The organism is Actinoplanes sp. OR16, assembly GCF_004001265.1.
In the GTDB taxonomy this organism is placed as follows: Bacteria; Actinomycetota; Actinomycetes; order Mycobacteriales; family Micromonosporaceae; genus Actinoplanes.
The window spans coordinates 4,464,089-4,488,461 of the sequence record NZ_AP019371.1 but is presented as its reverse complement, the minus strand read 5'-3'; the positions used below and the strand labels follow the sequence as shown (position 1 = coordinate 4,488,461).

Sequence of the window (24,373 nt, the reverse complement as noted above, 5' to 3'; positions counted from 1 at the left end):
CCCGGGAGGCCCGGATGGAACAGACCATCCCGGCGGCGGTGGCCCGCGCGGCAGGCGAGTTCGGGACGGCCCCGGCGCTGGTGGACGGCGCGTCACGGTGGAGCTTCGCGGACCTTCGCGACGAGGTCATGCAGGCCGCCCGCGCCTTCCTCGCGTCCGGGATCGATCACGGCGACCGAGTGGCGATCTGGGCGCCGAACACGCCGGAGTGGATCTTCGCAGCCCTCGGCGCGAGCTGCGCGGGCGCGACGCTGGTGCCGCTCAACACCCGTTACACGGCCTTCGAGGCCGCCGACATCCTGGAGCGCAGCCGCGCCAAGGCGCTGGTCGTCTCCGGTCCTTTCCTGGGCGTCGACCGCCTCGCCGAACTGCGCGCGTCCGGCGCCGCCCTGCCTCCCGTGGTGATCGAGCTGCCGGATCGGCCGGCCTTCCTGCGGCGTGCGGCGAGCGTGCCGCTCGCGCTTGCCGAGACACGTGCGTCGGAGGTACGAGCGGATGCGCTGAGCGACATCCTGTTCACCTCGGGCACGACCGGCCGCAGCAAAGGGGCGATGAGCGCCCATCGCCAGGCACTGGGCGTGGCCGCGGCCTGGGCCGGGATCGCGGGCCTCACCAGCGACGACAACTACCTCATCGTCAACCCGTTCTTCCACAGCTTCGGCTGGAAGGCGGGCATCCTCGCCTGCCTGCTCACCGGTGCGACGATCGTCCCGCAGCCGGTCTTCGACGTGGGGCGGGCTCTGGAGCTGATCGCCGCCGAGCGGATCAGCGTGGTCCCCGGAGCGCCGACCCTCTACATCGGCCTGCTCGACCACCCGGATCGGGAGAAGCACGACCTGTCGTCGCTGCGGCTCGCGGTCACCGGCGCCGCGACGGTGCCACCGGCGCTGGTCGGGCGGATCCGCGGCGAGCTCGGATTCGACGCGGTGCTGACGGCGTACGGGCTGACCGAGGCCGTCGTCGCGACGATGTGCCGCCCCGGCGACGACGACGAGACCGTCGCCACCACCAGCGGGCGCGCCGCGGCCGGGATGGAGGTCCGGATCAGCGACACCGACGGCGAGATCCTGCTGCGCGGGCCGAACGTGATGATCGGTTACCTGGACGACCCGGAGGCCACTGCCGAGGCGATCGACGCCGGCGGCTGGCTGCACACCGGCGACGCGGGCCGGCTCGACCGACGCGGCTATCTCACCATCACCGACCGGCTCAAGGACATGTACATCACCGGCGGCTTCAACGTGTACCCCGCCGAGGTGGAACGCGCCCTCGCCGCGATACCCGGGATCGCCGAGGTCGCGGTTGTCGGCGTGCCCGATGAACGGCTCGGCGAGGTCGGCCGGGCGTTCGCCGTGGTCCGGCCCGGGCACGACCTGTCCGAGTCCGAGGTGATCGGGTTCTGCCGCGGGCGGCTCGCCGGCTACAAGGCGCCGCGCTCTGTCGTGTTCGTCGGCGAGCTGCCGCACAACGCCTCCGGCAAGGTCCTCAAATTCCAGCTGCGGAGGGACGCATGACGGTTCTCTACGAGCGCCGGGACCGGGCCGCGCTGATCACGATGAACCGGCCGCGGTACCGGAACGCGCAGAACTCGGCGATGACGTACGCGCTGGACGACGCGTTCACCACCGCGGTCGACGATCCCGGGGTGGCGGTGATCGTCCTGGCCGGCGCCGGCGACCACTTCTCGGCCGGGCACGACATCGGCACGCCGGAGCGCGACGCCGACGCTCCCTTCCCCCGGCAGGCGGTGACCTGGTGGGACCACACCGACAAGGTGGGCGCCGATCGCCGGATGGCCCGGGAGCTGGAGGTCTATCTCGGGATGTGCCGGCGGTGGCGGGAGATCCCGAAGCCGTCGATCGCGATGGTCCAGGGCGCCTGCGTGGCCGGCGGTCTCATGCTGGCCTGGGTCTGCGACCTGATCGTGGCGGCCGAGGACGCGTTCTTCGCCGATCCGGTGCTGCGGATGGGCATTCCCGGCGTCGAATACTTCGCCCATCCGTGGGCGGTCGGCCCTCGGTTCGCCCGGGAGATGCTCTTCACCGGCGATCGGTTCGGGGCCCGCCGCGCCTACGAGGCCGGCATGGTGAATCGGGTGGTCCCGCGGGAGTCGCTGGAGGCGGAGACGTTCGCGCTGGCCGGGCGGATAGCGGAGATGCCGCCGTTCGGCCTGGCGCTCGCGAAACGCGCGGTGAACCTCTGCGAGGACCAGATGGGGATGCGCGCCGGAATGGATTCGGTGTTCGGCCTGCACCACGTCGCGCACGCGCACAACGCCGAGACCAGCGAGGATTCCCTGGCCGGAATGGACGCGAACGCCATGAAGAAGGCGTCGCGATGAATCTGGATCCGGCCCCCGCGGATATCGCCTTCCAGCACGAGGTCCGGGATTTCCTGTCCGCGCATTCCTTCTCCGGCATGCCGGGGGTGGACACGCCGGAAGGCGCGGCCGCCCATCGGGAATGGGAGAGGCTGCTCTTCGACGCCGGACTCGCCGCGGTCTCCTGGCCCGCCGAATACGGCGGCCGGGACGCTCCGCCGTTGCACGCGCTGCTGTTCGACGAGGAGTACCACCGGGCCGGCGCGCCGATCAGGATCGGTCAGAACGGACTGTTCCTGCTGGCGCCGACCCTGCTCGCGCACGGGACCGCCGACCAGTGCGCCCGGATCCTGCCGCCGATGGCCCGCGGCGAGACGGTCTGGGCGCAGGCGTGGTCCGAGCCGGAGGCCGGCAGCGATCTCGCGTCGATCAGGTCACGGGCGGTGCGGGTCGGCGGCGGGTGGCTGCTGCGCGGCCAGAAGACCTGGAGCTCGCGGGCGACGGTCGCCGACCGGGCGTTCGGCCTGTTCCGCGGCGATCCGTCGGCCGGGCGGCACCGCGGACTCACCTACCTCATGTTCGACCTGCGTGCGGACGGTGTCACGGTACGGCCGATCCGTCAGCTCGACGGCCGGGCCGGGTTCGCCGAGATCTTCCTGGACGACGTCTTCGTGCCCGACTCCGATGTGATCGGCACGCCCGGGGACGGCTGGCGGGTCGCCATGAGCACCGCCGGGCACGAGCGCGGCCTCACCCTGCGTGGCCCCGGCCGGTTCACCGCCTCGGCGTCCCGGCTGGTCGCGCTCTGGTCCGAGCAGGGCCGGGACAGCGCCACCCGGGACCGCGTCGTCGACTCGTGGATAGCCGCCCGCGCCTACCGGATGGCCGCGTACCTCTCCATCGACCAGCCGATCCCGCCGAGCGCCACCAAGCTCTTCTGGTCGGAGACGGACATCGCGCTGCATGAGACGGCGCTGGACGTGCTCGGCCCGCATGCCGAGACGAATACCGCGTGGACGCAGGGATACCTCTTCGCCCTGTCGGGCGCGATCTATGCGGGGACCAACGAGATCCAGCGCGACCTTCTCGCGCAGCGGGAGCTCGGCCTTCCTCGCGATCCGGGTACGCGATGAGGCTCCGCCCTTCCCCCGAACACGCCGAATTCGGGGCGGTGCTGCATGCGGCTCTCGCATCCCCGCCCCCTGATCCGTGGAAGCTGCTCGGGTCGCTCGGGGTGACCGGACTCGCCGTTCCCTTCCAGCCCGCGTCCGCCGGCGCTCTCGTCGTGGCCGCCGAGGAATTGGGGCATCACGCCGTTCCGGGGCCGCTCGCCGCGTCGATCGCTGCCGTTCCCGTTCTGCTCTCCGGATGTGAGGACTCGCCGTTCGCCCGGGAATGGCTTCCGGAACTCGCGGCGGGGCGGGTCGTCGCCACTCTCGCAGCGCCGCCGTGGCTGCCGGTCGCCGACGGCGCTGATACGGCCCGGATCGTTCTGCTGGCCGGTTTCGACAGTATTCGGTCGGGGCGGGGCGGTCCCTCGTACGAATCAATGGACAGCTCCCGCCGGATCGCCTCGATCTCACCCGGCGGCGTCGTGGCCGAAGGCCCGGCGCTCGTGCCCGTCATCGAGCGAGCGCTGAATCTCGGCATGCTGGTCTGTGCCGCGCAATTGCTCGGCCTGGGGCGGGCCATGCTCGAGATGTCGGTGGAACACGCCCGTTCGCGAACCCAGTTCGGCGGGCCGATCGGGCGATTCCAGGCCGTTCAGCATCGGCTCGCCGATGTGGCGGTGGGGCTGGAGTTCGCGCGTCCGCTGCTCTACGCCGCCGCTGCCACGTTCGACTCGGGGCGGGACGTCTCCGCGGCAAAGGTGGCCTGCGGTGAGGCGGCACATCGGGCGGCCCGCGCGGCGCTGCAGATCCACGGTGCGGCCGGATACGCGTGGGAACACCGGCTGCGCCCATTCCTGACGAAAGCGCGAGCGCTGGAACTGTCCTGGGGAACGCCTGCCCGGCATCGGGCGCGCATCATGGCCGAGTTGGAGAAGGATTTATGAGCCACGAGCGGGAATTGCTGCGTTCGGCGGTCCGGGGCCTGCTGTCCGGCGTCTCCGCCCTCGACGGTTTCTCGCCCGCCTTATGGCAGCGGCTCTGCAAGGAGATAGGCGTAGCGGGATTGGCCGTCCCCGAATCCCACGGCGGCGCGGGCGCGACGATCCTCGAATCGCTGGTGGTCTTGGAGGAGCTGGGCCGCACCCTGACACCGGCGCCGATGCTCAACACACTCCTGGCGACGTCGGCATTGCTGGAATCCGGCAATGCGGATGTGTGCGCACGTCTGCTGCCCGCCATCTGCGCAGGCGACCTGATCCCGGCAGTGACCTGGGACGGCACCGTGATTGACGCCTCCCACGCCGACCTGATCCTGACCGTGACCGACGGCGATCTTCGCGCCCTGGATCCCGCGTCCGTGGTGCACGATCCTCTCCCTTCCCTGGACTTGACTCGGGAGATGTCCGTAACCGGCATCTCCGATTCGCCGGACGGAGAACTGCTCGGCTCCGTCTCCGCCGATCGGTTGTGGGATCTTGCTTGTGTGGCTCTCAGCGCCGAACAAGTGGGCGCTGCCGGCCGGGCGCTGGAACTGACCGTCGAATATTCCAAGAACAGGGTGCAGTTCGGGCGGGCGATCGGCGGCTTTCAGGTGTTGCAGCATCGGATGGCGGAGGCGCACGTGCTGGTGGAGGCCGCACGTTCGGCGTGCTGGACCGCGGCGGACGCGTTCGTGGCGGGATCACCGGACGCCGGGCGGCTGGCTGCCGTTTCCAAGATCTGGTGCTCGGAGACGCTGCAGACCGTTGCCGCCGGCATGACGCAGATCCACGGCGGTCTGGCGATCACCTGGGAGCACGACGCTCATCTCTACCTGCGGCGGGCCTGGGACACCGCTCAGCTGTTCGGGTCACCGCGATCGCACCTGGAGAGGCTGGCCGACGCGCTTCTCGCCGGTGATTAGATCCAGTCGTTGTGGCGGGGCCAGGACAGCAGGGTGTCGACCACTTCCGGTGGTTCGTGCGGAGAGACGGCGACGGTGGCCGTGTAGCGACCTCGGTGGAAGACCAGCGGCGCGGCGTCGCGGCAGGGGCCGAGGGCCGTCACGCGGCCCACCACGATGTCGTGGTCGCCGCCCGGGTGTACTGCTTCGACGCGGCAGTCCGCCCAGGTCAGGATGCCGGCCAGGAGGGGGGCGCCGGACGGTGCGGGTGACCACTCCACCGTTGCGAAGCGGTTCGCGGAGGAGGCGCCGAAGAGGCGGGACAGGTCGCGCTGGTCGTCGGCGAGGACGTTCACGGCGAAGATGCCGGACGACAGGATGCGGCTGCCGGTCGCTGATGAGGATCGGACACAGAACAGGACCAGGGGCGGGTCGAGGGACAGCGGCGCGAAGGCCTGGCAGGCGAAACCGGCCGGACCTTCGGCGTCGGTGGTCGTCATGACGGTCACGCCGGTGCAGAAGTGGCCGAACGCCCGGCGGAAGCTCCGGGCGTCGACCGAGACTCCGGAGGGGATCAATGCCCGCCGCCTCCGCCTCCACCGAAGAACCGGTGACCCCACACGCTGTGCGCTGTCGTCTGGCGGGCGACCCAGGTGCGGTCGTCGACGGTGAGGCCGCCGGTGCCGTACTCGATGTCGAAGCCGCTCGGTGTCCGCACGTAGAACGACACCATCTCGTCGTTGGCGTGCCGGCCCAGCGTGGAGATCAGGTTGACCTGGTAGCGGCCACAGCGGTCCATCGCCCGGCCCACGTCGTCGAGCGACGACGTCTCGACCATCAGGTGGATCAGGCCGGTCGGGGCGGGGATCGGGGCGAGGGCGACGCTGTGGTGGCGGGGTCCGCAGCCGAGGAAGCGCATCCACAGCGGACGGTCGGAGGCGGGCAGGCCCAGCATCTCCGGGTGCAGGCGCATCGAGTCACGCAGCCGGAATCCGAGCACGTCGGTGTAGAACCGCAGCGCCGCGGCGTCGTCGGTCGCGGGCAGCACGATGTGGCCCATGCCCTGATCACCGGTGACGAATCGGGTCGCCGCGGAGAAAGGGCGGCTGTCCAGCGCGGCCCCGCAGAAGAACTCGAGGCGGTTGCCGAACGGGTCGTCGACGGCGAACGCCTCGGCCACCCGCCGATCTCCGAGATCCGTCAGGGGTTCCACGGAGATGCCGGCCTTCTCCACGGTCTCCCGCAGTCGGCTCAACGCCGAGAAGTCCGGCACCTCCCAGCCGCTCGCCACCAGACGATCCCGCGAGCCGGGTGTGACGACGATCCGGGCCGGCAGCTCGTCCATCCGCAGATAGAGCGAGTCCGCGGACGGGCCCCGGCCGGGCGCCATCCCGAGGATCTTGGAGCCGAACTCCTGCCAGGCCGGCACGTCGGTTGCCTCGACCCGCAGGTAGCCGAGGGATCGGATGAGACTCACGAGCGTCCCCCTTCGGTGAGGAAGTCGATGGCCAGGCGGTTGAACTCGTCGAACTTCTCCAGGTGGGCCCAGTGGCCGCAGCCGCCGAAGACGTGCAGCCGGGCGTTGCGCAGCAGCTTCAGCGCCACGAGCGCGCCGTCCAGCGGGTTGACCCGGTCCTCGCGGCCCCAGACCAGCAGCGTCTCGTGCCGGATCCGGTGCGCGTCCCGCCAGAGCAGGCCCTCCTCGGGGTGGGCGGCGAACGACGCGCCCATCTCGCCCATCGCCCGCAGCGCCGCCCGGGAGGACGCCACCGCGAACCGCTCGTCGATCAGATCCGAGGTGATCAGCGACGGGTCGAAGACGAGCGTGCGCAGGAACGCGCCGATCCTCTCCCGGCTGGGGTCGCGCGCGAACGCGCCGAGCCGCTTGACCCCTTCGGTCGGGTCGGCCGCGAAGACGTTCAGGCTCAGGCCACCGGGACCCATCAGCAGCAGACGCCGGACACGATCAGGAAAATCCAGCGCCATTCGTACGGCGGTGCCGCCGCCCAGAGAATTGCCCACCAGATCGGCGCGTTCGATGCCCAATTTGTCGAGCAGGTCGGCGAGAGAGCGGGAGGCGGAGGTGAAGTACTGCCCCGAGATGGGCTCCTCGACCGAGTCGCCGTACCCCGGCTGATCGACCGCGAGGACGTCGAAGTGCGGGGACAGTGCTCCGATCGTACGACCGAAATTGCTCATGGCGGACGCGCCCGGGCCGCCGCCGTGGAGAAGGACCACGGGAGGCCCCTCGCCCTGCCTGTGGAATGCCAATGCCATGTCACACCATCGCGTCGTTGAGCGGCAGGCCGAACTCGCCGCGGCCGAACATGGACAGCGCCCGCTCGGGGTCGTTTATCGCGTGCACCCGGCCGGCGTGGGCGTCCCGCCAGAAGCGCTGGATCGGGGTGCCGACCGCCAGGGCGCGACCGCCGGAGTTCTCGAACATCCGGTCGACGGCCCTGATGCTGAGTTCGGTGCCGCGCACCTGATCCCGGCGTACCCGCAATCGCAACGGCATCGGAAGCCGCTCCCCCGCCGTGACCAGATCCATCAGCTCGCGCATGTTGGCCTGAAGGGCCAACCAGGCGGAATCGACGTCGCTCGCCGCCTCCGCGACCCGCACCTGCGCATGTGGATCCTCGGCGGCCCGGACGCCGACATAGGACGCCCGGACGCGCTCACGCAGATAGTCGACGTGCGCGCGGTAGGCGCCGGTAGCCATCCCGATGAGCGGCGTGGTGATCGCGTAGGAGAAGAGCGACGCATACGGGATCTTGTAGAGCGGCCCCGGGTTCTGCTCCTGGCCGGGACAGCGCAGGCGCGAGGTGTCGTTGAAGCTCAGCGATCGGTACGCCGGCACGAACGCGTCGTCGACCACGATGTCGTTGCTGCCGGTGCCGCGCAGGCCGACCGTGTGCCAGACGTCCTCGATCGCGTAGTCGCCGATCGGCAGCAGGAAGGTGCGGAAGTCGGCGGGCGTGCCGTCGTCGCCAGGCGGGACGATGCCGCCGAGCAGCACCCAGGTGGCGTGATCACAACCGGACGAGAAGCTCCAGCGCCCGCTCACCCGGTAGCCACCGTCGACGGCGGTGATCCGGCCGGTCGGCGCGTAGGAGGACGACATGCGCGTGGCCGGGTCCTCGGCCCAGACGTCCTGTTGCGCGCGGTCCGGGAAGAGCCCGAGCTGCCAGTTGTGCACGCCGATGACCGACGCGACCCAGCCCGTCGAGCCGCACGCCGAGGCGATCTCGCGGACGCCGGTGAGGAAGGTGAGCGGGTGCGCCTCGAAGCCGCCGAATCGGGCCGGCTGCAGGAGGCGGAAGAAGCCGGTCTCGGCGAGCGACTTGACCACCTCGGGATCGAGGGCGCGGCGGTCCTCGGTCTCCTGAGCTCTGTCGCGAAGAACCGGTAACAGTTCTCTGAGATGGTTGAGGACCGCCTCCATGAGATCCCTCCAGGTGTGTGGCTCTCCATCCGCGTGGGACCTATAGTAGAACACGTTCTACCTATCTGGAGGTCCACGCCATGCAACCTCGGCTGATCGATGCGGGAAGCCCTCCGGCCAGGTTCGCCCGAGGCTGGCACTGCCTGGGGCTTGCCGACACGTTCCGCGACTCCAAGCCGCACGCCGTCTCCGCTTTCGGCACCAAGCTCGTGGTCTTCGCCGACTCCTCCGGGTCTCTGCATGTGCTGGACGGCTACTGCCGGCACATGGGCGGCGACCTGACGATGGGGACGGTCAAAGGGGACACCATCGCCTGCCCGTTCCATGATTGGCGGTGGCGGGGCGACGGCCGGTGCGAGGCGGTCCCCTACGCGCATCGCGTGCCGGCGCGGGCCCGGACCCGATCGTGGATCACCTGCGAGGAGAACCGGCAGCTGTTCGTCTGGAACGACCCGCAGGGCGGCGCGCCTCCGCCGGAGGTCGCGATCCCGCGGATCGACGGCGCGTTCTCCGACGAGTGGAGCTCCTGGACCTGGGATGCGGTGCGGATCGACGGCGCCAACTGCCGTGAGGTCATCGACAACGTGGTCGACATGGCCCACTTCTTCTACATCCACTTCGCCTTCCCGACGTTCTTCAAGAACGTCCTGGAGGGCCATGTGGCCGCACAGTTCCTGCAGACGCGGCCACGGCCGGACGTGCCGATCACCGCGTCCCAGTCGGGCGACTCCACGCTGCGGTCCGAGGCGGCCTACTACGGGCCGTCCTACATGATCGACTATCTGTACAACAACTGGCACGGCGTCGACGTCGAATCCGTCCTGATCAACTGCCACTATCCGGTCACGCCGGACTCGTTCGTCCTGCAGTGGGGCGTCATCGTCAAGCGGATCCCCGGGATGACCATGGAACAGGCGACGAAGGCCGCCGCGAAGTTCGCCAAAGGCGTCGGCGTCGGGTTCCTGCAGGACGTCGAGGTGTGGCAGAACAAGACGCGGATCGACAATCCGCTGCTCTGCGCCGAGGACGGGCCGGTCTATCAGCTCCGCCGGTGGTACGAGCAGTTCTACGTGGACGTGGAGGATGTCAGCGAGGACATGACCGCCCGCTACGAGTTCGAGGTCGACACCACCCGGGCGGTGGAGACCTGGGAGGCCGAGGTCGCCGCCAACCAGGCACGGGCGGCCTCATGAGCGACTCCTCTCTGCTCGGCGGGCTGTCCGGCGTCACGTGCGATCAGTGCGGGGTCGCCGTTCTGGCCGGGAAGCGCAGCGCCATGCAGACCAGTGTGCAATGGCCGTCCGGTAGCTGCGCCGTCCTGCTGTCCTCCGCGGCCGGCCGGCCACCCGCTCTCGTTCCCACCTGCGGTTTTCTGCGGGACAGCATCGATCGGGCGGCGCATGAGGGGCGGTTGGATGCTTCTTACGATTCGTGAGATCATCCGGGAGACCGCCTCGGCCTGTTCGCTGGTGTTGGCACCGGACTTCTCCTATCAGCCCGGGCAGTATCTGACGGTTCAGACGCCGGTGGGTGCTCGTTGTTATTCGCTGTCGAGCTCGCCCTTCTCCGCATGTTCACCCAAAATCACGATCAAGCGGGTGCAGAACGGACCCGTGTCCAACTGGATCGTGGATCACGTGCGGGCCGGTGATCAGCTCGAATGCTCGGGGCCGTTCGGATCCTTCACGCCGTCGTCGCTCTCCGATGACCTGCTGCTGCTCGCCGGAGGCTCCGGAATCACGCCGATCATGAGCATCATCAAGTCGTCGCGCGGATCGTCCACTCTCGTCTACGCCAACCGGGACGCTTCGTCGATCATCTTCAAGGACGAGCTGGAGGGCCTGCTCCCCGTCACTCATTGGCTCGATGCGGTGCAGGGCCTGCCGACCGCCGATGGCATCGCGGCCCTTCTCGGGGCGTTCCGCGACCGGGAGGCCTTCGTCTGCGGCCCGGAACCGTTCGTGGCCGTGGCCGAGAAGGCACTGGAACTGGCCGGCGTCCCCGCATCGCGGATCCACATCGAGCGCTTCGAACTGGAGGCGGTCGGCGACATCGACTCGGCGGTCTCGGTCTCCATCGACGGCCGCACCCACGATCTTCCCTGGCCCGCCGGTAAACGCCTGCTCGACGTCATGATCGACGCGGGCCTGAATCCGCCGTTCTCCTGCCGGCAGGGCCAGTGCGGCGCCTGCGCGGTACGCATGACCAGCGGTTCGGTCGACCTCCTGAACAACGAGATCTTGGAGGACGAGGACTTCGCGGACGGCTACATCCTCGCGTGCCAGGCGATCCCCAAGACGCCGTCCATCTCCATCACCTATTTCTGAGTCGCCTCCCGAGGCACGTCATCTCGGATCACCTGTTCCTGAGGCTCGGGGCGCTGCGAGGCAACGCGATCACCGTGTCGCCCGGCGAGACCATCCCCGCCGGCGCCGCGAGCCTCAGGCCCTTTCCGTACCGCGGTTTCGGCCCACCGCGCGACCCCGGCCGTACCGTAGAGCGACATTTCGGGCGTCGAGACTGCGCTGGTGTACGGCTGACTCGCTCGGCTGTGGCTCATGGCTGTGCGGACGGCCTTCCGACAGCAATGGGCCACAGCCAAGCAACGTCAGCTGTGGCTCATGGCTGTTTGCGGGCCGCCCCCACAGCAATGAGCCACAGCCAAGCAACGTCAGCCGTGGCTCATGGCTGTTTGCGGACCGCCCCCACAGCAATGAGCCACAGCCAAGCAACGTCAGCTATGGCCCATGGCTGTTTGCGGACCGCCCCACAGCAATGAGCCACAGCCAGGCAACGTCAGCTATGGCCCATGGCTGTTCTGCGGGCCGCCCCACAGCAATGGGCCACAGCCAGGCAACGTCGGCTGTGGCTCATTGCTGTGCGGACGGCCTTTCGACAGCAATGGGCCACAGCCGGCTCGGGATTCAGCGGGTGGGGAGCATGTCGAGGGCCGCCAGGTAGCCGAACACCATCGCCGGGCCCAGGGTCGCGCCGGCGCCCGCATACCCCCTGCCCATCACGGAGGAGGAGACGTTGCCCGCCGCGTACAGGCCTGGGATCGGGCTGCCGTCGGCTTTCAAGACTCGGGCGTGTTCGTCGGTGCGCAGGCCGCCCTTGGTGCCGAGGTCGCCCGGGACCAGTGAGAACGCGTAGAACGGTGGCTTGCGGAGAGCGCCGAGACACGGGTTCGGGCGCTGGCGCGGGTCGCCGTAGTAGCGATCGTAAGCGGACTCGCCCCGCCCGAAGTCCGCGTCGTGGCCGCTCCGGGCGAAGTCGTTGAACCGCTCGACCGTGGAGATCAGGTCCGCCGGTGGGACGTCGATGCCGGCAGCGAGATCGGCGACCGTGTGGGCTCGGTGGGCGATCCCGGCGTCGAACCAGCGGCGGGGCAGCTGGGCGCGCGGGGCACGGCCGGCGAACACGTACCGATCGCGGTAGGTCTGGTCGGTGATCAGCCACGACGGCAGGTGCGACGGCGGGCCGAGCATCGCGTGGACGGCGTCGACGTACGGCGCGGCCTCGTTGACGTAGCGCCGCCCCGTCCCGTCGACGATGAGGCTGCCGGGCAGATTGCGTTCGGCGAGGCAGAAGTACGGCCCACTCATCAGCGGAATCGACGGCCCCCACCACGCCTCGTCCATCAGATCGACCGCTCCACCGACGCGCTGACCAGCCTCGATGCCATCGCCGGTATTGCCTGCCGCGCCGACCGTCCACTCCGTGCCCATTCCCTGGAAGTGCCGCCGCATCCGCTCGTTGTGCTCGAATCCGCCACTGGCGAGCACAACCCCACGACGGGCCCGCAACGCCAGGTCGCCACAGTGGATCCCGGTCACCCGGCCGCCCTCGATGATCAGATCGGTCATCGCCGTCCCCAGCCGCACCGGCACGCCCGCACTCCGCAGACCGGCGCGAAGCCCTGCGGCGAGGGCCTGCCCCATGGTGAGCCGCCGGCGCTTCCGCAGACGATCAGCGGCGGTCACGACAGCGAGCCGACCGGCAGTGGACACCGAACGCACGTGACGCAGGCCCAGCGACAGCCAGCGGAAGTCGACAGCCGTGACGGCCATCCCGTTGGGCGCCGCGAGATACGGCGGTGCGAGATCTCCGAGGTCCGGTCCGGCGTCGCGGGCGTCAAGCGGCCGAGGTTCGATCGTACGGCCGAGCGCCAGCCCACCCGCCGCCTCCGGATGGTAGTCGGGGTATCCCGGCACCCAGGCGAAGTCGAGCGGCGTATGAGCACGAACGAACGCCAGCATCTCGGGCCCGGAAGCCAGGAACGCCTCCCGCCGCGCCTCCGGGACATCAGCTCCGGCCACGTGCGCGAGGTATTCAGCGGCCCCGTCACCCGAACTCGACACGACGCCGTCGGGGAACGCCGCGTTGCCCGGTAGCCACAGGCCGCCGCCGGATCGAGCTGTCGAGCCGCCGAAGACCGGTGCCTTCTCCACCACCATCGCGGTCAGGCCGTGGCGGGCTGCGGTCAGTGCTGCGGTCATTCCGGCGGCGCCGCTGCCGGCCACGACTACGTCGTACTCCTCGGAGTCCACTAGAACAGGTTATAGTTATTGCCGTTCGACGCGCTATGGGAACACGTTCCGCGGATTGATACCTGTTTCAGGAGACCTTGTGTATGACGTCGTCGTGGTGGGCTTCGGCGCGGCCGGGGCGTGCGCCGCGATCGAGGCGGCCGAAGCGGGGGCGCGCGTGCTCGTCGTCGACAGGTTCGGCGGTGGCGGCGCGACAGCGATCTCCGGTGGAGTGGTCTACGCCGGGGGCGGAACCCGTTTCCAGCGAGCCGCGGGCGTCGAGGACGACCCGGAGAGCATGTACGACTATCTGCTCACCGAGACCCGCGACGCCGTCACGCCACCGACGCTGCGGCGGTTCTGCGAGCAGAGCGCGGACATGCTGGAGTGGCTGGCCGGCCACGGCGTGCCCTTCGACTCACGTGTCGCTCCAGAGAAGACCTCCTATCCCACGAATCGCCACTATCTCTATGTGTCGGGGAACGAGGATCCGCCTGTCCCCCGAGGTCATCGCACTCACGCCCGAGGCACCTCCGGCCACGAGCTGCACCGGAGACTGGCCGCGGCAGCCCGTGCGGCGGGCGCCGAGGTCCGCACGCAGACCCGCGCCGTCGAACTGACGCCGGGAGCTGTCGGATGTCGCGTGCTCACCGGCTGGCCGCGGGCTGTGCACCAAGTCTTGCACCGATTCTCCGTGAAGCCCGGCGTCTATCTGCCACGTTTCGGCGCCTATCTGCATCGGCGGGCTGCGCGCCTCGAGGACCGCTACGCGAGACCGTCGACGATCGCGGCGAGGACGGTGGTTCTGGCCGCGGGCGGGTTCGTCTTCGACAGGGAGATGATGCGGGCGCACGCGCCGGCGTACCGGGGAGGGCTTCGCCTGGGAACGCCGGGTGATGACGGATCCGGAATCCGGCTCGGGATCGCGGCCGGCGGCGCCACCGCTCATCTGGATCGGGTGACCGTGTGGCGGTTCCTCACGCCGCCGTCGGCGTTGACACGGGGTCTGCTGGTGGATCGCGACGGGCGGCGGGTCTGCGAGGAGAGTCGTTATGGGGCGGCTGTCGGCGAGGCGGTTCTGCGCAGCCCGGGTGGGAAGGCGTGGCTGCTCGTCGACGCGGCGATCCTGCGGGCGGCCCGGCGGCAGATATGGCGGCAGACGTTGTGGTTCCAGCGATTCCAGGCCTGGTGGATGCTCGGGCCCGGGAAGGTGAGCGGGCAGACGCTGGAGACGGTCGCGCGCACGGCCGGCGTGGATCCGGCCGGACTCGTGAGGACCGTCGCAGATGAGGGCGGGAAACGGCTGAGGGCGGGGCCTTTCTCGCTCATCGACGTATCGATTCGGGCGCTGCCGGCCCCGATGCTCACGCTCGGCGGGCTGGTGGTGGACGAGGAGACCGGGGCTGTCGCTCCGGGTGTCTACGCGGCCGGGCGGAATGCCGTGGGGATCTGTTCGGGCGCCTATGTGAGCGGGCTGTCGCTCGCCGACTGTGTGTTCTCCGGGCGGCGGGCCGGGATCAACGCGGCGGCGTACGCGAGAAGAGCGCGGGAAGGGGCGGACGTTGAACGACGATGACCTGCGGGTGATCGCGGACCGGCTGCTGGCGGCCGAGCGAAACCGTGAACCGGTTCCTCCGATCGTCCGGGAATGGCCCGATCTCACGGCGGCTGACGCGTACGAGATCCAGCTCTTCAATATCCGCAGGCGGACGGCGCCGATCGTCGGGCACAAGGTCGGCCTCTCCTCGAAGGCGATGCAGGAGATGATGGGCGTCGATGAGCCGGACTACGGCCATCTGCTCGCCGACATGCGATTGTCCGAGGACGAGCCGGTCGACGCCGGGCGTTATTGCCATCCGCGCGTCGAGATCGAGGTCGCGTTCCTGCTCGGCGCGGATCTGCCCGGCGAGGACTGCACCGAGCGGGACGTCCTGGACGCGACCGCGGCGTTCGCGCCCTCGATCGAACTCATCGACAGCCGGATCGAGGATTGGCGGATCAGCCTCGCCGACACGATCGCCGACAACGCCTCGTCCGCCGGTTTCGTGGTCGGCGCCGGCCGCGTCGAGAGAGACGACGTGCGCGGCATCGACGCCACCCTTCACCGCAATGGGGAGATCATCGCCCAGGGCCGTTCCGACGCCGTTCTGGGCGACCCGGTCATCGCCGTCGCCTGGCTGGCGCGGACCGTCGCGACATTCGGGGTCCGGCTGCGGGCCGGGCATCTGATCCTGCCGGGCGCCTGCGCCAGGGCCGTCGACGCGCACCCCGGCGACGAATTCCTGGCGACCTTCGACGGCCTCGGCTCGGTGAGGCTGATTTTCTCCAAGGAGACACCATGAAAGCCGCCGTCGTCGGCTCCGGCAACATCGGCACCGACCTGATGTACAAACTGCTGCGCTCCCCGACGGTGGAGCCGTTGTACATGGCCGGTATCGACCCGTCGAGCCCGGGCCTGAAAAGGGCGGAGGCGGAGGGCCTGGAGATCGGCACCGGCGGCGCCGCCTGGCTGCTGACCCGCGATCCCCTGCCCGACATCGTCTTCGAAGCCACCTCGGCGGCAGTGCATCGGCAGAACGCGCCCCTCTACGCCGCAGCGGGTATCCGGGCGATCGATCTGACCCCCGCCGCGGTAGGACCGGCTGTCGTCCCGTCGGTCAACCTGGAACAGCACCGGGACGCCCCGAACATCAACCTCATCACCTGTGGTGGTCAGGCGACGATTCCGATGGTGCACGCCGTTTCCCGGGTGGCGCCGGTGTCCTATGCCGAGATCGTCGCGACGGTCGCCTCGAAATCGGCGGGGCCGGGGACCCGGGCGAACATCGACGAGTTCACCAGGACCACCGGCCGTGGGCTGGAGACGATCGGCGGCGCGGGCCGGGGAAAGGCCATCATCGTGCTGAATCCGGCCGAGCCGCCGCTGATGATGCGGGATTCCGTCTTCTGCGCGGTACCGGCCGATGCGGACCGGAAAGCGATCCTGCGATCCGTCCTGGACATGGTCGGCGAGCTGGGAGTGCCCGGTTATCGATTGCTCGACGAACCGCAATTCGACACGATCGGTGATCAACTCAAGGTCGGGATCTTCGTCGAGATCGAAGGCGCAGGCGACTATCTCCCGAAATACGCGGGGAACCTGGACATCATGACCACCGCCGCCACCCGTGTCGCCGAGGAGTTGGCACGATGATCCGGATCACCGATTCCACCTTGCGCGACGGCTCGCACGCGAAGCGGCACCAATTCACCACCACCGAAGTGCACGACATCGTGACCGCTCTCGACACCGCCGGCATCCCGGTCATCGAGGTGACTCACGGTGACGGCCTCGGCGGCTCGTCCTTCACCTACGGCCTCAGCCACACCCCCGAGCAAGAGCTGATCGCCGTGGCGGTCGCCGCCGCCACCCGCTCCAAGATCGCATTCCTGATGCTGCCCGGCGTGGGAGTCATCGACGACATCAAGGCCGCGGCCGGCAACGGCGCGGCGGTCTGCCGGATCGCCACCCACTGCACCGAGGCGGACATCGCGGTCCAGCATTTCGGCCTGGCCCGCGATCTGGGGCTGGAGACGGTCGGCTTCCTGATGATGGCCCACTCGATCCCGCCCGAGGACCTGGCCCGCCAGGCACGGATCATGGCGGACGCCGGATGCCAGTGCGTCTACGTCGTCGATTCGGCCGGCGCGCTCGTCCTCGACCAGGTCAGCGACCGGGTGTCGGCGCTCGCTGCCGCGCTCGGCGACGACGCGCAGGTGGGGTTCCACGGCCACGAGAACCTCGGGCTCGGGGTTGCGAACTCGATCCTCGCCGTCCGCGCCGGCGCCCTGCAGATCGACGCCTGCACGCGGCGGTTCGGCGCGGGCGCCGGCAACACCCCGACCGAGGCGCTGGTGGCGGTCTGCGACAAGCTCGGCATCACCACCGGCGTCGATTTCTTCGCGATCGCGGACGCCGCCGAGGACGTGGTCCGCCCGGCCATGCCCGACGAGTGCAAGCTGGACCGGATGGCGCTGATCATGGGCTACGCCGGGGTCTACTCGAGCTTCCTGCTGCACGCCTACGCTCTCGCCGAGCGTTACGGGGTGTCAGGCGCCGAGATCCTGGTGCGAGCCGGGGAGCGCCGCCTCGTGGGCGGCCAGGAGGACCAGTTGATCGGCATCGCGCGCGAACTCAGCGGTCGTTAGCCTCGCGCGCGTCGAGCAGTTCGTCCCAATGTTCACCGGCCCATTCACAGGCGGCGTTCAGTGGACCGAGAATGCTCTTCCCGAGCGGCGTCAACTGATAAAGAGGATCACGCTCCACCAGTCCGTTCCGTTCCAGCAGTCGCAGCGATTTGGTCAGCGCTTTCGCCGTCACCCCGCGCATCGGGACACGCAATTCGGAGAAGCGCCGTGGCCCGTTCTCCAGACACCGGATCACCATTCCGGACCATTTGTCGCCGAAACGGATCGGGGACAGGCTCGACGGGCAGACCGGGTCGAACATCTCGGGATCGAGCGGCGTCGTCGTCACGAGTACCCACCGTAGGCCACCGGTTCCAGGTATCCGATCGGAAACCAGGGTCCTCGCTACCGTCCGGAGCATGAGCGAAATCGCGATCTTCGGAGCGAACGGGCGCGCCGGCCGGGCAGTCGCCGCCGAGGCGGTGCGGCGCGGGCATCAGGTCACGGCCGTCGTGCGAGACCCTTCGGCGTACGAGGGACCGACCAGCCCGGCCATCCACCCGACCCGCGGGGACGTCACCGATCCAGGCGACATCACCGCAGGTCACGATGCCGTCGTCAGTGCGGTGTTCGACGGCTCGGCGGAACCCCGCGCGTTCTACACGACAGCGGCGAAGGCCCTGCTCGCGGCCGGACCCCGTCGCCTGATCGTCGTCGGGCTCTCGTCGATCCTCGCGACGGCGGACGGCACCCCGCTCATGGACACACCTGGATACCCGCAGGAGTACCGCGCGTTCTCCGAGGCGCACGCCGCCGGCGCCGAGGTCCTGGCCGGCTCGGAGCAGGACTGGCTGATCGTCAGCCCGGCCGGCGACTTCGACCACGCGGGTGGCCGGACCGGCCGTTACCGGGTGACGACGGCCGACGCGGCGAGCCGGATCTCCTACCCCGATCTCGCGGTGGCCGTCCTGGACGAGATCGAGCGTCCGGCACATCGCCGTACGCATCTGGGGCTGTCGGGCTGAGGATCAGCCGGCGGCGACGCGGTCGGTGAAGGCGGCCAGGTTGGACAGCGCCCGGTCGATCCGCTCCTCGAGGGTGAGCGTCTCCTCCCGGCGCACCAGCCGCATCTTCGGTGTCCGCTTACCGCGCAGGTAGAGCGAGCAAGCGAGATCGGCACAGATGTACGCCCCCACGGTGTTGCCCCGCCGCCCGGACGCCCCGGCCAGCGGCGCCGCGAACAGCACCACCCCACCGGCGCCGTGCTCGGTCAGGCACACCTGGCACATGCTGGAACGCAGAGCGGATGTCCTGACCGATTCCGGTCGCCGCAGCACGAACCCGGCCGGTCCCTCCTCACCGGGCACGACCAGGAGCGCCCGCTGCGGCGCCCCCGGATCGGTCCAGCCGAGGAAGTCGATGTCCGCCCAGGGCACGCCACCGTCGGCGAAACCGGCGGGCAGTCTGATCCGGCCGGCCTCACCCTTGCTGCAGTTGACGAAGGAGTCCCTGATCTCCTTCTCGTCGAGTGGTCGCATGGCCGCGAACCTAGCCGACCCGGCATCCCGCCCACCAGCGATTTCTACACACTGTGCAAGATCAAGCCGCTGGTGGGGACGCCGGTTCCCGCGGTGACCAGCACCGGGCCGTCGCCGGGGACCTGGTTCACCGCGGTGCCGCGCACCTGCCGGACCGCCTCGGCTATGCCGTTCATGCCATGGATGTAGGCCTCGCCGAGCTGACCGCCGTGCGGGTTCACCGGCAGCCGGCCGCCGAGCTCGATACCGCCGCCGGCGATGAATCGACGCGCCTCGCCCCGGGGGCAGAACCCCAATTCTTCGAGCTGCATCATGACGTACGGGGTGAAATGGTCATAGAGAACAGCGGTTCGCACGTCCGCCGGGGAGAACCCCGACTGTTCCCAGAGCTGTGCGGCCACCACTGCCATCTCCGGCAGCGCGGCGATCCGGGGCCGGTAGTAGCTGGTCATCACGAACTGCCCGGGACCGCTCCCCTGCGCCGCCGCGCTCACCACCGCCGGCCGCCGGGCCAGGTCACGGGCCCGCTCGACGGAGGTGACGACCAGGGCCACCGCGCCGTCGCTCTCCTGGCAGCAGTCGAGCAGCCGCAGCGGTTCGGCGATCCACCGGGACGCCCGATGGTCGTCGAGGCTGATCGGGCGGCCGTGGAACCAGGCGTACGGGTTGGTGGCAGCGTGCCGCCGCATCGCCACGGTGATCCGGCCGAAGTCGTCGGTGGTCGCGCCGTAGTCGTGCAGGTAGCGGCGGGCCACCATCGCCACCATGGCGGCCGGGGTGGCGAGGCCCATCGGATAGTGCCAGCCGGCGTCGACGTCGGGAGGCGCCACCGCCCGGCCGAAGCGGCGGCCGGACCGCTCGTTGAGAGCGCGGTAGCAGACGACCACGTCGGCCACGCCGGCGCCGACCGCGAGGACGGCCTGCTGGACGACGGCGCAGGCGGCGCCTCCGCCGTACCCGATGCGGCTCAGGAAGCGCAGGTCACCCATGCCCAGCTCACGTGCCACGGCGATCTCCGGGTTGTTGTCCATCCCGAACGTGACCAGGCCGTCCACCTCCGCCGCCCGCAGTCCGGCGTCGTCGAGCGCGGCCCGCACGGCCTCGACGGCCAGCCGCAGCTCGCTGCGCCCCGAGTCCTTGGAGAACTCGGTGGCCCCGATGCCCGCTATCGCACACGTCCCCCCGATCACGACGCCACCGTCACTGTCCCGGTCACGTGGGTGCCCGATGACGTCCGGCCGGTCACCGCTATGCGGCCGCCCGGGAGGAGGTCGCCGGTGAAGGTGAGGGTGTCGTAGGCGAAGCAGGGCGTTCCCAGCCGGATCGCGATGGACTTCACCGGCGCGTCCGACCGGTCGGTGACGTAGCGCTGGACCAGGCCGGTCGTCGCCAGGATGTTGAGGAAGATGTCCTTGCCGCCGCGGCGTACGGCGGCGTCGCGATCGTGGTGGACGTCCTGGAAGTCGCGGGTCGCCAGGGCGGTGCTGATGATCAGTGTCGGGGTGACCTCGATCGACCACGGCGTCAGGGCCGGCAGGTCGAGCCGCCAGGACGGCAGACCGTTCCCGATCACGGCCGTCACGGCGTCGCCGATCTCGATCGGGCGGGGGCCGCACACCTCGCCGACCATCCGGACGCCCTCGGCCAGGTCGATGAGACCCACGGTGTACGGGGCACGCCGTCCCGGGATCGGCGGATGATGGTGGACCACGAGACTGTGCACGGTTCCGGCGCCGGACGCCACGATGTGCTCCTGCTTCAGCGCGCCGCACGCCGGGCAGGCCGGGCCGGGCGGATGCCGCAGCTCACCGCACTCGCCGCAGCGCTGGATCCGCAGCTCGCCGCTCGCCAGACCGTCCCAGAAGAACGCCGTGTCGGCGGTGACGACGGGCTGCCACGGCGATGCCGGAGGAGAGCCGCCGGATGTGGAGCGATATTTGAGGATCCGGAATCGCATCTCTGCGACCGGCTCATCACGCGAGAACCAGGTGCTGTTCGTCGTGACGAACCAGCCTTCGCCGAGAGACGTCCGTTTCGGGCCAATGACGGATTCGAGGCGGCTGCGGACCGAAATCGACTCGCCGACACGCAGATAACGGTGATAGGTCTGCTCGGAATCCGTGGCCACGACGTTGGGGAAACCGGCGTCGTCGAGCGCCGAGGAGATGACCTGCAGCGGATCGGGTTCGCGCGGGGAAAGGCCCCGCATCGTCCAGACCTGGATCATCGCGGGCGGGGCCAGCGATTCGCGTTCGTAGAGGGGGTTCCGATCGCCCACCGCTTCCAGCCAATTGCGGATCAGCGGCAGATTGACCGGGTCGCGGCCATGACGCGGCGCCGTCTCGCCGGCCGATCGGAGGCGCTGGACGACGTCATCCACCGGAGAAGTCATCGTGGGACTCGCGGCAGGCCGAGCCCCGCACTGGCGACTATTTCTCTCTGCACCTCGTTCACTCCCCCGCCGAACGTCAGCACGAGATTGCGTTTGGCCTGCAGATCCAGCCATTCCAGGAGTTCCGGGTCGCCGCCGTAGCGGGCCACCAGTTCCTCCAGTTCGGCGCCGAGGCTGAGCAGCCGCTCCGAGGCGAAGACCTTCGTGGCGGAGGCGTCGGCCGGGCTGGTCTCGGCCGGGCCGAGCTCGTCCGCGACGACCTGGGCGTTGAGCAGTTCGTTGACGCGCAGTGCGGCGAAACAGCGGGCCAGCGCGCGGCGCACCTCCGGATGGGCGGCGGCATTCGTCGCACGGGACCAGTCCCGTACGCGGAGAAAGAGCGCGGCGAGCCGCCCGGCGGGACCCAGCATGACGCGCTCGTGGTTGAGCTGTGCCGTGATCAGGCGCCAGCCCTCGTTCTCCGCGCCGACCCGCATGGTGACCGGAACGCGCACGTCGTCGAGGTGCACGGAATTGACGTGGTGGGCGCCGTCGCAGGTGATCAGCGGTGTCCAGGAATAGCCGGGATCGGACGTGTCGACGATGAGAATGGACAGTCCGCGGTGCCGGGGCGCGTCCGAATCCGTACGGCAGGCGAGCCAGAGGAAATCGGCGTCGTGCGCACCGGTGGTGAACGTCTTCGCGCCGTTCACGACGTAGGAATCGCCGTCGCGGACCGCCCGGGTGCTCAGCGACGCCAGGTCGGTCCCGGCTTCCGGTTCGGTGTAGCCGATCGCGAAATGCCATTCTCCGGCCAGAATCGGCGGCAGAAAGTGATCACGTTGAGCGGGCGTTCCGTGTGCGAGCAGGGTCGGCGCGACGGTCTGCAGCGTGACTGCCGGTAGTGGCACGTCGGCACGCGCCGCCTCGTTCACCAGGATCTGCTGCTCGGCCGGCCCGAGGCCACGGCCACCGAACTCCACCGGGAAGCCCAGTCCCAGCCAGCCGTCGCGACCCAGGCGGGCCACCAGGTCGCGATGGGCGCGACCATGCCGGTCCCGCAGGAGCTCGGCGCGTTGCGCCCGGGTCAAGAGCCTTTGCAGGTACGACCGGAGCTCGTCCCGCAGAGCGATCTGCCGTGAAGTCAGTTCGAGGAACACGGTGATCCCCCAGCCTCGTCGGGAAGAGGAACACAGCGATCCGCCAGCCTCGACAGAGCGTGCTCGCTACCACCCAGGAATCGCGACATCGCCCGGATCATCGCGGTGTGCCGGTGCAGCGGGTAGTCGATCATCAGGCCCAGCCCTCCGTGCAGGTGATGACAGGTGCGCGCGGCCGGCGGCGCCTCGGCGGTGAGCCACTGGGCCGCCACCGCGAGATCGTCGCCGGCGGGACGGCCGGTGCCGAGGCGCCAGCAGGCGGAGAGGACGGCCAGGTGGAGGGTCCGGCTCGCGATGTAGACGTCCGCGATCTGCTGGGCGACGGCCTGGAAGGTGGCGATCGGACGGCCGAACTGCTCGCGGGTGCGGACGTGAGCGGTGGTCAGGTCCAGGGCTCCGGCCAGGGCGCCGTCCCCCAGCGCGCACGCGGCGGCGACGGCGTAGGGATGCGGTTCGGCCTGGAATGCGGCGTCCAGACGTACCAGGGAAGGATCTTGATCTTGAGGATCGACGATGGTCACGGCGGAACCGTCGATCCGGAGAGCGGGAACGACCATCGCCCGCCGCGCCATCTCGGTGAGGACCAGTGTGGTCTCGAAGATGCCCAGATCCGGCGTGAGCAGGCCGGCCTGGCCCAGGTCCTTCCAGAGGCGCTCCGGGGAATCGGCCCCGGCGACCACCTCGGCCGCGAGCCGGGTGATCACCTGCTGCGTCTCGTCCGGCCGGAAATCCATAAACGGATTAGAACACGTTTCAGTTTGGGCGCGCCACCGATGGGTGACACAGGTATGCAACGCGCCGTTGCTAGGCTTGATTCACAGGCGAGGGGGGACCATGGCGACAGCGAGAACGAGTACCACCGATGTCGAGCAGGGATCGGCCGCGCAGCGTGATCGCCGCCGCCGGATCCTGGAGGCCACGCTGGCCCTCGCGTCGAAGGGCGGCTACGACGCCGTGCAGATGCGCACGGTCGCCGAGAAGGCCGAGGTCGCTCTCGGCACGCTCTACCGCTACTTCCCCTCCAAGATTCACCTGCTGGTGTCGGCGCTCGCGACCGAGCTCGAGGCGATCCAGGAGAAGCTGAACCGCAAGCCGATCCCGGGCGACACGCCGTATGACCGGACGCTCTACGTGCTGAACCGGGTGACCGGCGCGCTGCAGCGCGACCCGATGCTCGCCGAGGCGATGACCAGGGCCTTCATGTTCGCCGATCCGTCGGCGAGCGCCGAGGTGAACGCGGTGGCCCGGCTCATGGAGGAGATGTTCACCCGGGCGATGCACGACGGCGAGCCGACCGCCGACGACCGCGCCAAGGCCCGGGTGATCGGTGACGTGTGGCTGTCCAACCTGGTGGCCTGGGTGACCCGCCGGGCGTCGGCGAACGACGTGGTCAACCACCTGGAGCTGGCCACCCGGCTGCTACTCCACTAGACCGGTCAGCTTGTCGAGGGCCTGCTTCGCGGCGGGCCCGGCCTGCTTCTCCAGCATCGCGGCCATCGGTCCGTTGAGCGCCGGGCCGATGAACTCCATGTCGTAGGTGATCTGCGTGCCGCCCTCGGCCGGTTCCAGCTGGAAGCGGTTCTTCGCCTTGACGCCCATCGGCCCGTCGCCGGCCTGCTCCAGGGTCGTGCCGTCGGCGGTGACGACCTTCCACGCCATGTCCGCGGGCATGCCCATCAGCTTGACCTTCTGCTTGTACTGCGCGCCCTCGGTGAGGGTGGCCGGCACGTCGCCGGTGAAGCCCTGGTGCATGGCGTTCCACTCGGGGGTTCGGCTCGGATCCACCAGCACCTGCCAGATCCGGTCGGGGGCGGCCTTCGTCACTGTCGACACGCTCACCTTGGGCATT

26 protein-coding genes and 1 pseudogene are annotated in these 24,373 nt (G+C 69.7%); 14 read left to right on the top strand and 13 right to left on the bottom strand.

Features of this window, described 5'->3' with window-relative positions; genetic code table 11:
• Positions 1 to 14: 14 nt before the first annotated feature.
• The 5 genes from EP757_RS20695 to EP757_RS20675 are packed head-to-tail and all read left to right on the top strand — an operon-like array spanning position 15 to position 5,335.
• Positions 15 to 1,514, top strand: a complete 1,500-nt coding sequence (locus EP757_RS20695) for a FadD3 family acyl-CoA ligase (RefSeq protein ID WP_127548448.1) — start codon at positions 15 to 17, stop codon at positions 1,512 to 1,514.
• Positions 1,511 to 2,341, top strand: a complete 831-nt coding sequence (locus EP757_RS20690) for an enoyl-CoA hydratase (RefSeq protein WP_127548446.1) — start codon at positions 1,511 to 1,513, stop codon at positions 2,339 to 2,341. The genes EP757_RS20695 and EP757_RS20690 overlap by 4 nt, the downstream gene beginning before the upstream one ends.
• Positions 2,338 to 3,453 carry an acyl-CoA dehydrogenase family protein gene (locus EP757_RS20685; RefSeq protein WP_127548444.1) on the top strand — a complete coding sequence of 372 codons (1,116 nt, stop codon included), beginning with the start codon at positions 2,338 to 2,340 and terminating at the stop codon, positions 3,451 to 3,453. The genes EP757_RS20690 and EP757_RS20685 overlap by 4 nt, the downstream gene beginning before the upstream one ends.
• On the top strand, positions 3,450 to 4,376 hold the full coding sequence (locus tag EP757_RS20680) for an acyl-CoA dehydrogenase family protein (RefSeq protein WP_127548442.1): 927 nt from the start codon (positions 3,450 to 3,452) through the stop codon (positions 4,374 to 4,376). The genes EP757_RS20685 and EP757_RS20680 overlap by 4 nt, the downstream gene beginning before the upstream one ends.
• Entirely contained in the window at positions 4,373 to 5,335 is a 963-nt protein-coding gene (locus EP757_RS20675) for an acyl-CoA dehydrogenase family protein (protein WP_127548440.1), read from the top strand. Before EP757_RS20680 ends, EP757_RS20675 begins: the two co-directional genes overlap by 4 nt.
• Here EP757_RS20675 and hsaB read toward each other — a convergent pair.
• Genes hsaB through hsaA form a run of 4 tightly spaced genes read right to left on the bottom strand, consistent with a single transcriptional unit; the run spans position 5,332 to position 8,759 of the window.
• Positions 5,332 to 5,889: a 3-hydroxy-9,10-secoandrosta-1,3,5(10)-triene-9,17-dione monooxygenase reductase subunit gene (gene hsaB / locus EP757_RS20670; protein ID WP_255435708.1), complete on the bottom strand. Its 558-nt coding sequence runs from the start codon at positions 5,887 to 5,889 to the stop codon at positions 5,332 to 5,334. The two genes, EP757_RS20675 and hsaB, sit on opposite strands and share 4 nt — an antisense overlap.
• The gene (gene hsaC, locus EP757_RS20665; protein WP_127548436.1) at positions 5,889 to 6,791 is read right to left on the bottom strand and encodes an iron-dependent extradiol dioxygenase HsaC; all 903 of its coding nucleotides are present in this window, start codon (positions 6,789 to 6,791) and stop codon (positions 5,889 to 5,891) included. Before hsaC ends, hsaB begins: the two co-directional genes overlap by 1 nt.
• Positions 6,788 to 7,591: a 4,5:9,10-diseco-3-hydroxy-5,9,17-trioxoandrosta-1(10),2-diene-4-oate hydrolase gene (gene hsaD / locus EP757_RS20660; protein ID WP_127548434.1), complete on the bottom strand. Its 804-nt coding sequence runs from the start codon at positions 7,589 to 7,591 to the stop codon at positions 6,788 to 6,790. The genes hsaC and hsaD overlap by 4 nt, the downstream gene beginning before the upstream one ends.
• 1 nt (position 7,592) lies before the next feature.
• A complete protein-coding gene (hsaA, locus tag EP757_RS20655; protein ID WP_127548432.1) occupies positions 7,593 to 8,759 on the bottom strand; it encodes a 3-hydroxy-9,10-secoandrosta-1,3,5(10)-triene-9,17-dione monooxygenase oxygenase subunit in 1,167 nt (388 codons plus the stop codon).
• A gap of 80 nt (positions 8,760 to 8,839) precedes the next feature.
• Here hsaA and EP757_RS20650 point away from each other — a divergent pair, with 80 nt between their 5' ends.
• The 3 genes from EP757_RS20650 to EP757_RS20640 are packed head-to-tail and all read left to right on the top strand — an operon-like array spanning position 8,840 to position 11,086.
• The gene (locus EP757_RS20650; protein ID WP_127548430.1) at positions 8,840 to 9,952 is read left to right on the top strand and encodes a Rieske 2Fe-2S domain-containing protein; all 1,113 of its coding nucleotides are present in this window, start codon (positions 8,840 to 8,842) and stop codon (positions 9,950 to 9,952) included.
• Positions 9,949 to 10,194, top strand: a complete 246-nt coding sequence (locus tag EP757_RS20645) for a hypothetical protein (RefSeq protein WP_127548428.1) — start codon at positions 9,949 to 9,951, stop codon at positions 10,192 to 10,194. Before EP757_RS20650 ends, EP757_RS20645 begins: the two co-directional genes overlap by 4 nt.
• Positions 10,175 to 11,086 carry a ferredoxin--NADP reductase gene (locus EP757_RS20640; protein WP_127548426.1) on the top strand — a complete coding sequence of 304 codons (912 nt, stop codon included), beginning with the start codon at positions 10,175 to 10,177 and terminating at the stop codon, positions 11,084 to 11,086. The genes EP757_RS20645 and EP757_RS20640 overlap by 20 nt, the downstream gene beginning before the upstream one ends.
• A gap of 597 nt (positions 11,087 to 11,683) precedes the next feature.
• Here EP757_RS20640 and kstD read toward each other — a convergent pair.
• Entirely contained in the window at positions 11,684 to 13,309 is a 1,626-nt protein-coding gene (gene kstD, locus EP757_RS20635) for a 3-oxosteroid 1-dehydrogenase (RefSeq protein ID WP_127548425.1), read from the bottom strand.
• A 58-nt stretch (positions 13,310 to 13,367) separates the two neighbouring features.
• On the opposite strand from kstD, the gene EP757_RS20630 reads away from it, so the two are divergent.
• From EP757_RS20630 to dmpG, 4 genes are read left to right on the top strand one after another with little or no spacing between them, the layout of a single operon-like run.
• On the top strand, positions 13,368 to 14,864 hold the full coding sequence (locus EP757_RS20630) for an FAD-binding protein (protein WP_370457864.1): 1,497 nt from the start codon (positions 13,368 to 13,370) through the stop codon (positions 14,862 to 14,864).
• The gene (locus EP757_RS20625; RefSeq protein ID WP_127548421.1) at positions 14,851 to 15,630 is read left to right on the top strand and encodes a 2-keto-4-pentenoate hydratase; all 780 of its coding nucleotides are present in this window, start codon (positions 14,851 to 14,853) and stop codon (positions 15,628 to 15,630) included. Before EP757_RS20630 ends, EP757_RS20625 begins: the two co-directional genes overlap by 14 nt.
• Positions 15,627 to 16,481, top strand: coding sequence for an acetaldehyde dehydrogenase (acetylating) (locus EP757_RS20620; protein WP_127548419.1), 855 nt, complete (start codon positions 15,627 to 15,629; stop codon positions 16,479 to 16,481). The genes EP757_RS20625 and EP757_RS20620 overlap by 4 nt, the downstream gene beginning before the upstream one ends.
• Positions 16,478 to 17,476: a 4-hydroxy-2-oxovalerate aldolase gene (gene dmpG, locus EP757_RS20615; RefSeq protein WP_127548417.1), complete on the top strand. Its 999-nt coding sequence runs from the start codon at positions 16,478 to 16,480 to the stop codon at positions 17,474 to 17,476. The genes EP757_RS20620 and dmpG overlap by 4 nt, the downstream gene beginning before the upstream one ends.
• On the opposite strand, the gene EP757_RS20610 is transcribed toward dmpG, so the two are convergent.
• A complete protein-coding gene (locus EP757_RS20610; RefSeq protein ID WP_232050599.1) occupies positions 17,463 to 17,804 on the bottom strand; it encodes a helix-turn-helix domain-containing protein in 342 nt (113 codons plus the stop codon). The two genes, dmpG and EP757_RS20610, sit on opposite strands and share 14 nt — an antisense overlap.
• A 70-nt stretch (positions 17,805 to 17,874) precedes the next feature.
• Here EP757_RS20610 and EP757_RS20605 point away from each other — a divergent pair, with 70 nt between their 5' ends.
• On the top strand, positions 17,875 to 18,480 hold the full coding sequence (locus EP757_RS20605) for an NAD(P)-dependent oxidoreductase (protein ID WP_127548415.1): 606 nt from the start codon (positions 17,875 to 17,877) through the stop codon (positions 18,478 to 18,480).
• Between the two features lie 3 nt (positions 18,481 to 18,483).
• Here the strand turns inward: EP757_RS20605 and EP757_RS20600 are convergent, their stop codons facing one another.
• From EP757_RS20600 to EP757_RS20580, 6 genes and pseudogenes are all read right to left on the bottom strand, one after another.
• Positions 18,484 to 18,993, bottom strand: a complete 510-nt coding sequence (locus EP757_RS20600) for an FBP domain-containing protein (protein WP_127548413.1) — start codon at positions 18,991 to 18,993, stop codon at positions 18,484 to 18,486.
• A gap of 44 nt (positions 18,994 to 19,037) precedes the next feature.
• Positions 19,038 to 20,183 carry a lipid-transfer protein gene (locus tag EP757_RS20595; RefSeq protein ID WP_127548411.1) on the bottom strand — a complete coding sequence of 382 codons (1,146 nt, stop codon included), beginning with the start codon at positions 20,181 to 20,183 and terminating at the stop codon, positions 19,038 to 19,040.
• Positions 20,180 to 20,485 carry an acyl dehydratase gene (locus EP757_RS43935; protein ID WP_370457863.1) on the bottom strand — a complete coding sequence of 102 codons (306 nt, stop codon included), beginning with the start codon at positions 20,483 to 20,485 and terminating at the stop codon, positions 20,180 to 20,182. The genes EP757_RS20595 and EP757_RS43935 overlap by 4 nt, the downstream gene beginning before the upstream one ends.
• Before the next feature lie 39 nt (positions 20,486 to 20,524).
• Positions 20,525 to 21,385, bottom strand: a pseudogene (locus EP757_RS43930) (bifunctional MaoC family dehydratase N-terminal/OB-fold nucleic acid binding domain-containing protein); the annotation flags it as partial.
• Complete coding sequence (locus EP757_RS20585; RefSeq protein ID WP_127548408.1) at positions 21,382 to 22,524, bottom strand: acyl-CoA dehydrogenase family protein; 1,143 nt, start codon at positions 22,522 to 22,524, stop codon at positions 21,382 to 21,384. The pseudogene EP757_RS43930 and the gene EP757_RS20585, both read right to left, overlap by 4 nt.
• Positions 22,509 to 23,258 carry an acyl-CoA dehydrogenase family protein gene (locus EP757_RS20580; RefSeq protein ID WP_127548406.1) on the bottom strand — a complete coding sequence of 250 codons (750 nt, stop codon included), beginning with the start codon at positions 23,256 to 23,258 and terminating at the stop codon, positions 22,509 to 22,511. The genes EP757_RS20585 and EP757_RS20580 overlap by 16 nt, the downstream gene beginning before the upstream one ends.
• A gap of 100 nt (positions 23,259 to 23,358) precedes the next feature.
• On the opposite strand from EP757_RS20580, the gene kstR reads away from it, so the two are divergent.
• On the top strand, positions 23,359 to 23,955 hold the full coding sequence (kstR, locus tag EP757_RS20575) for a cholesterol catabolism transcriptional regulator KstR (RefSeq protein ID WP_127548404.1): 597 nt from the start codon (positions 23,359 to 23,361) through the stop codon (positions 23,953 to 23,955).
• Here the strand turns inward: kstR and EP757_RS20570 are convergent.
• Entirely contained in the window at positions 23,944 to 24,372 is a 429-nt protein-coding gene (locus EP757_RS20570; RefSeq protein WP_127548402.1) for an SRPBCC family protein, read from the bottom strand. The genes kstR and EP757_RS20570 overlap by 12 nt on opposite strands.
• Position 24,373: the final 1 nt, after the last annotated feature.

Excerpts from the sequence above, each read along its gene's own strand:
- EP757_RS20695 (WP_127548448.1), top strand. The coding sequence starts at position 15 with ATGGAACAGACCATCCCGGCGGCGGTGGCCCGCGCGGCAGGCGAGTTC.
- EP757_RS20690 (WP_127548446.1), top strand. The coding sequence starts at position 1,511 with ATGACGGTTCTCTACGAGCGCCGGGACCGGGCCGCGCTGATCACGATG.
- EP757_RS20685 (WP_127548444.1), top strand. The coding sequence starts at position 2,338 with ATGAATCTGGATCCGGCCCCCGCGGATATCGCCTTCCAGCACGAGGTC.
- EP757_RS20680 (WP_127548442.1), top strand. The coding sequence starts at position 3,450 with ATGAGGCTCCGCCCTTCCCCCGAACACGCCGAATTCGGGGCGGTGCTG.
- EP757_RS20675 (WP_127548440.1), top strand. The coding sequence starts at position 4,373 with ATGAGCCACGAGCGGGAATTGCTGCGTTCGGCGGTCCGGGGCCTGCTG.
- hsaD (WP_127548434.1), bottom strand. The coding sequence starts at position 7,591 with ATGGCATTGGCATTCCACAGGCAGGGCGAGGGGCCTCCCGTGGTCCTT.
- hsaA (WP_127548432.1), bottom strand. The coding sequence starts at position 8,759 with ATGGAGGCGGTCCTCAACCATCTCAGAGAACTGTTACCGGTTCTTCGC.
- EP757_RS20650 (WP_127548430.1), top strand. The coding sequence starts at position 8,840 with ATGCAACCTCGGCTGATCGATGCGGGAAGCCCTCCGGCCAGGTTCGCC.
- EP757_RS20645 (WP_127548428.1), top strand. The coding sequence starts at position 9,949 with ATGAGCGACTCCTCTCTGCTCGGCGGGCTGTCCGGCGTCACGTGCGAT.
- EP757_RS20640 (WP_127548426.1), top strand. The coding sequence starts at position 10,175 with ATGCTTCTTACGATTCGTGAGATCATCCGGGAGACCGCCTCGGCCTGT.
- EP757_RS20620 (WP_127548419.1), top strand. The coding sequence starts at position 15,627 with ATGAAAGCCGCCGTCGTCGGCTCCGGCAACATCGGCACCGACCTGATG.
- dmpG (WP_127548417.1), top strand. The coding sequence starts at position 16,478 with ATGATCCGGATCACCGATTCCACCTTGCGCGACGGCTCGCACGCGAAG.
- EP757_RS20605 (WP_127548415.1), top strand. The coding sequence starts at position 17,875 with ATGAGCGAAATCGCGATCTTCGGAGCGAACGGGCGCGCCGGCCGGGCA.
- EP757_RS20600 (WP_127548413.1), bottom strand. The coding sequence starts at position 18,993 with ATGCGACCACTCGACGAGAAGGAGATCAGGGACTCCTTCGTCAACTGC.
- EP757_RS20580 (WP_127548406.1), bottom strand. The coding sequence starts at position 23,258 with ATGGATTTCCGGCCGGACGAGACGCAGCAGGTGATCACCCGGCTCGCG.
- kstR (WP_127548404.1), top strand. The coding sequence starts at position 23,359 with ATGGCGACAGCGAGAACGAGTACCACCGATGTCGAGCAGGGATCGGCC.
- EP757_RS20570 (WP_127548402.1), bottom strand. The coding sequence starts at position 24,372 with ATGCCCAAGGTGAGCGTGTCGACAGTGACGAAGGCCGCCCCCGACCGG.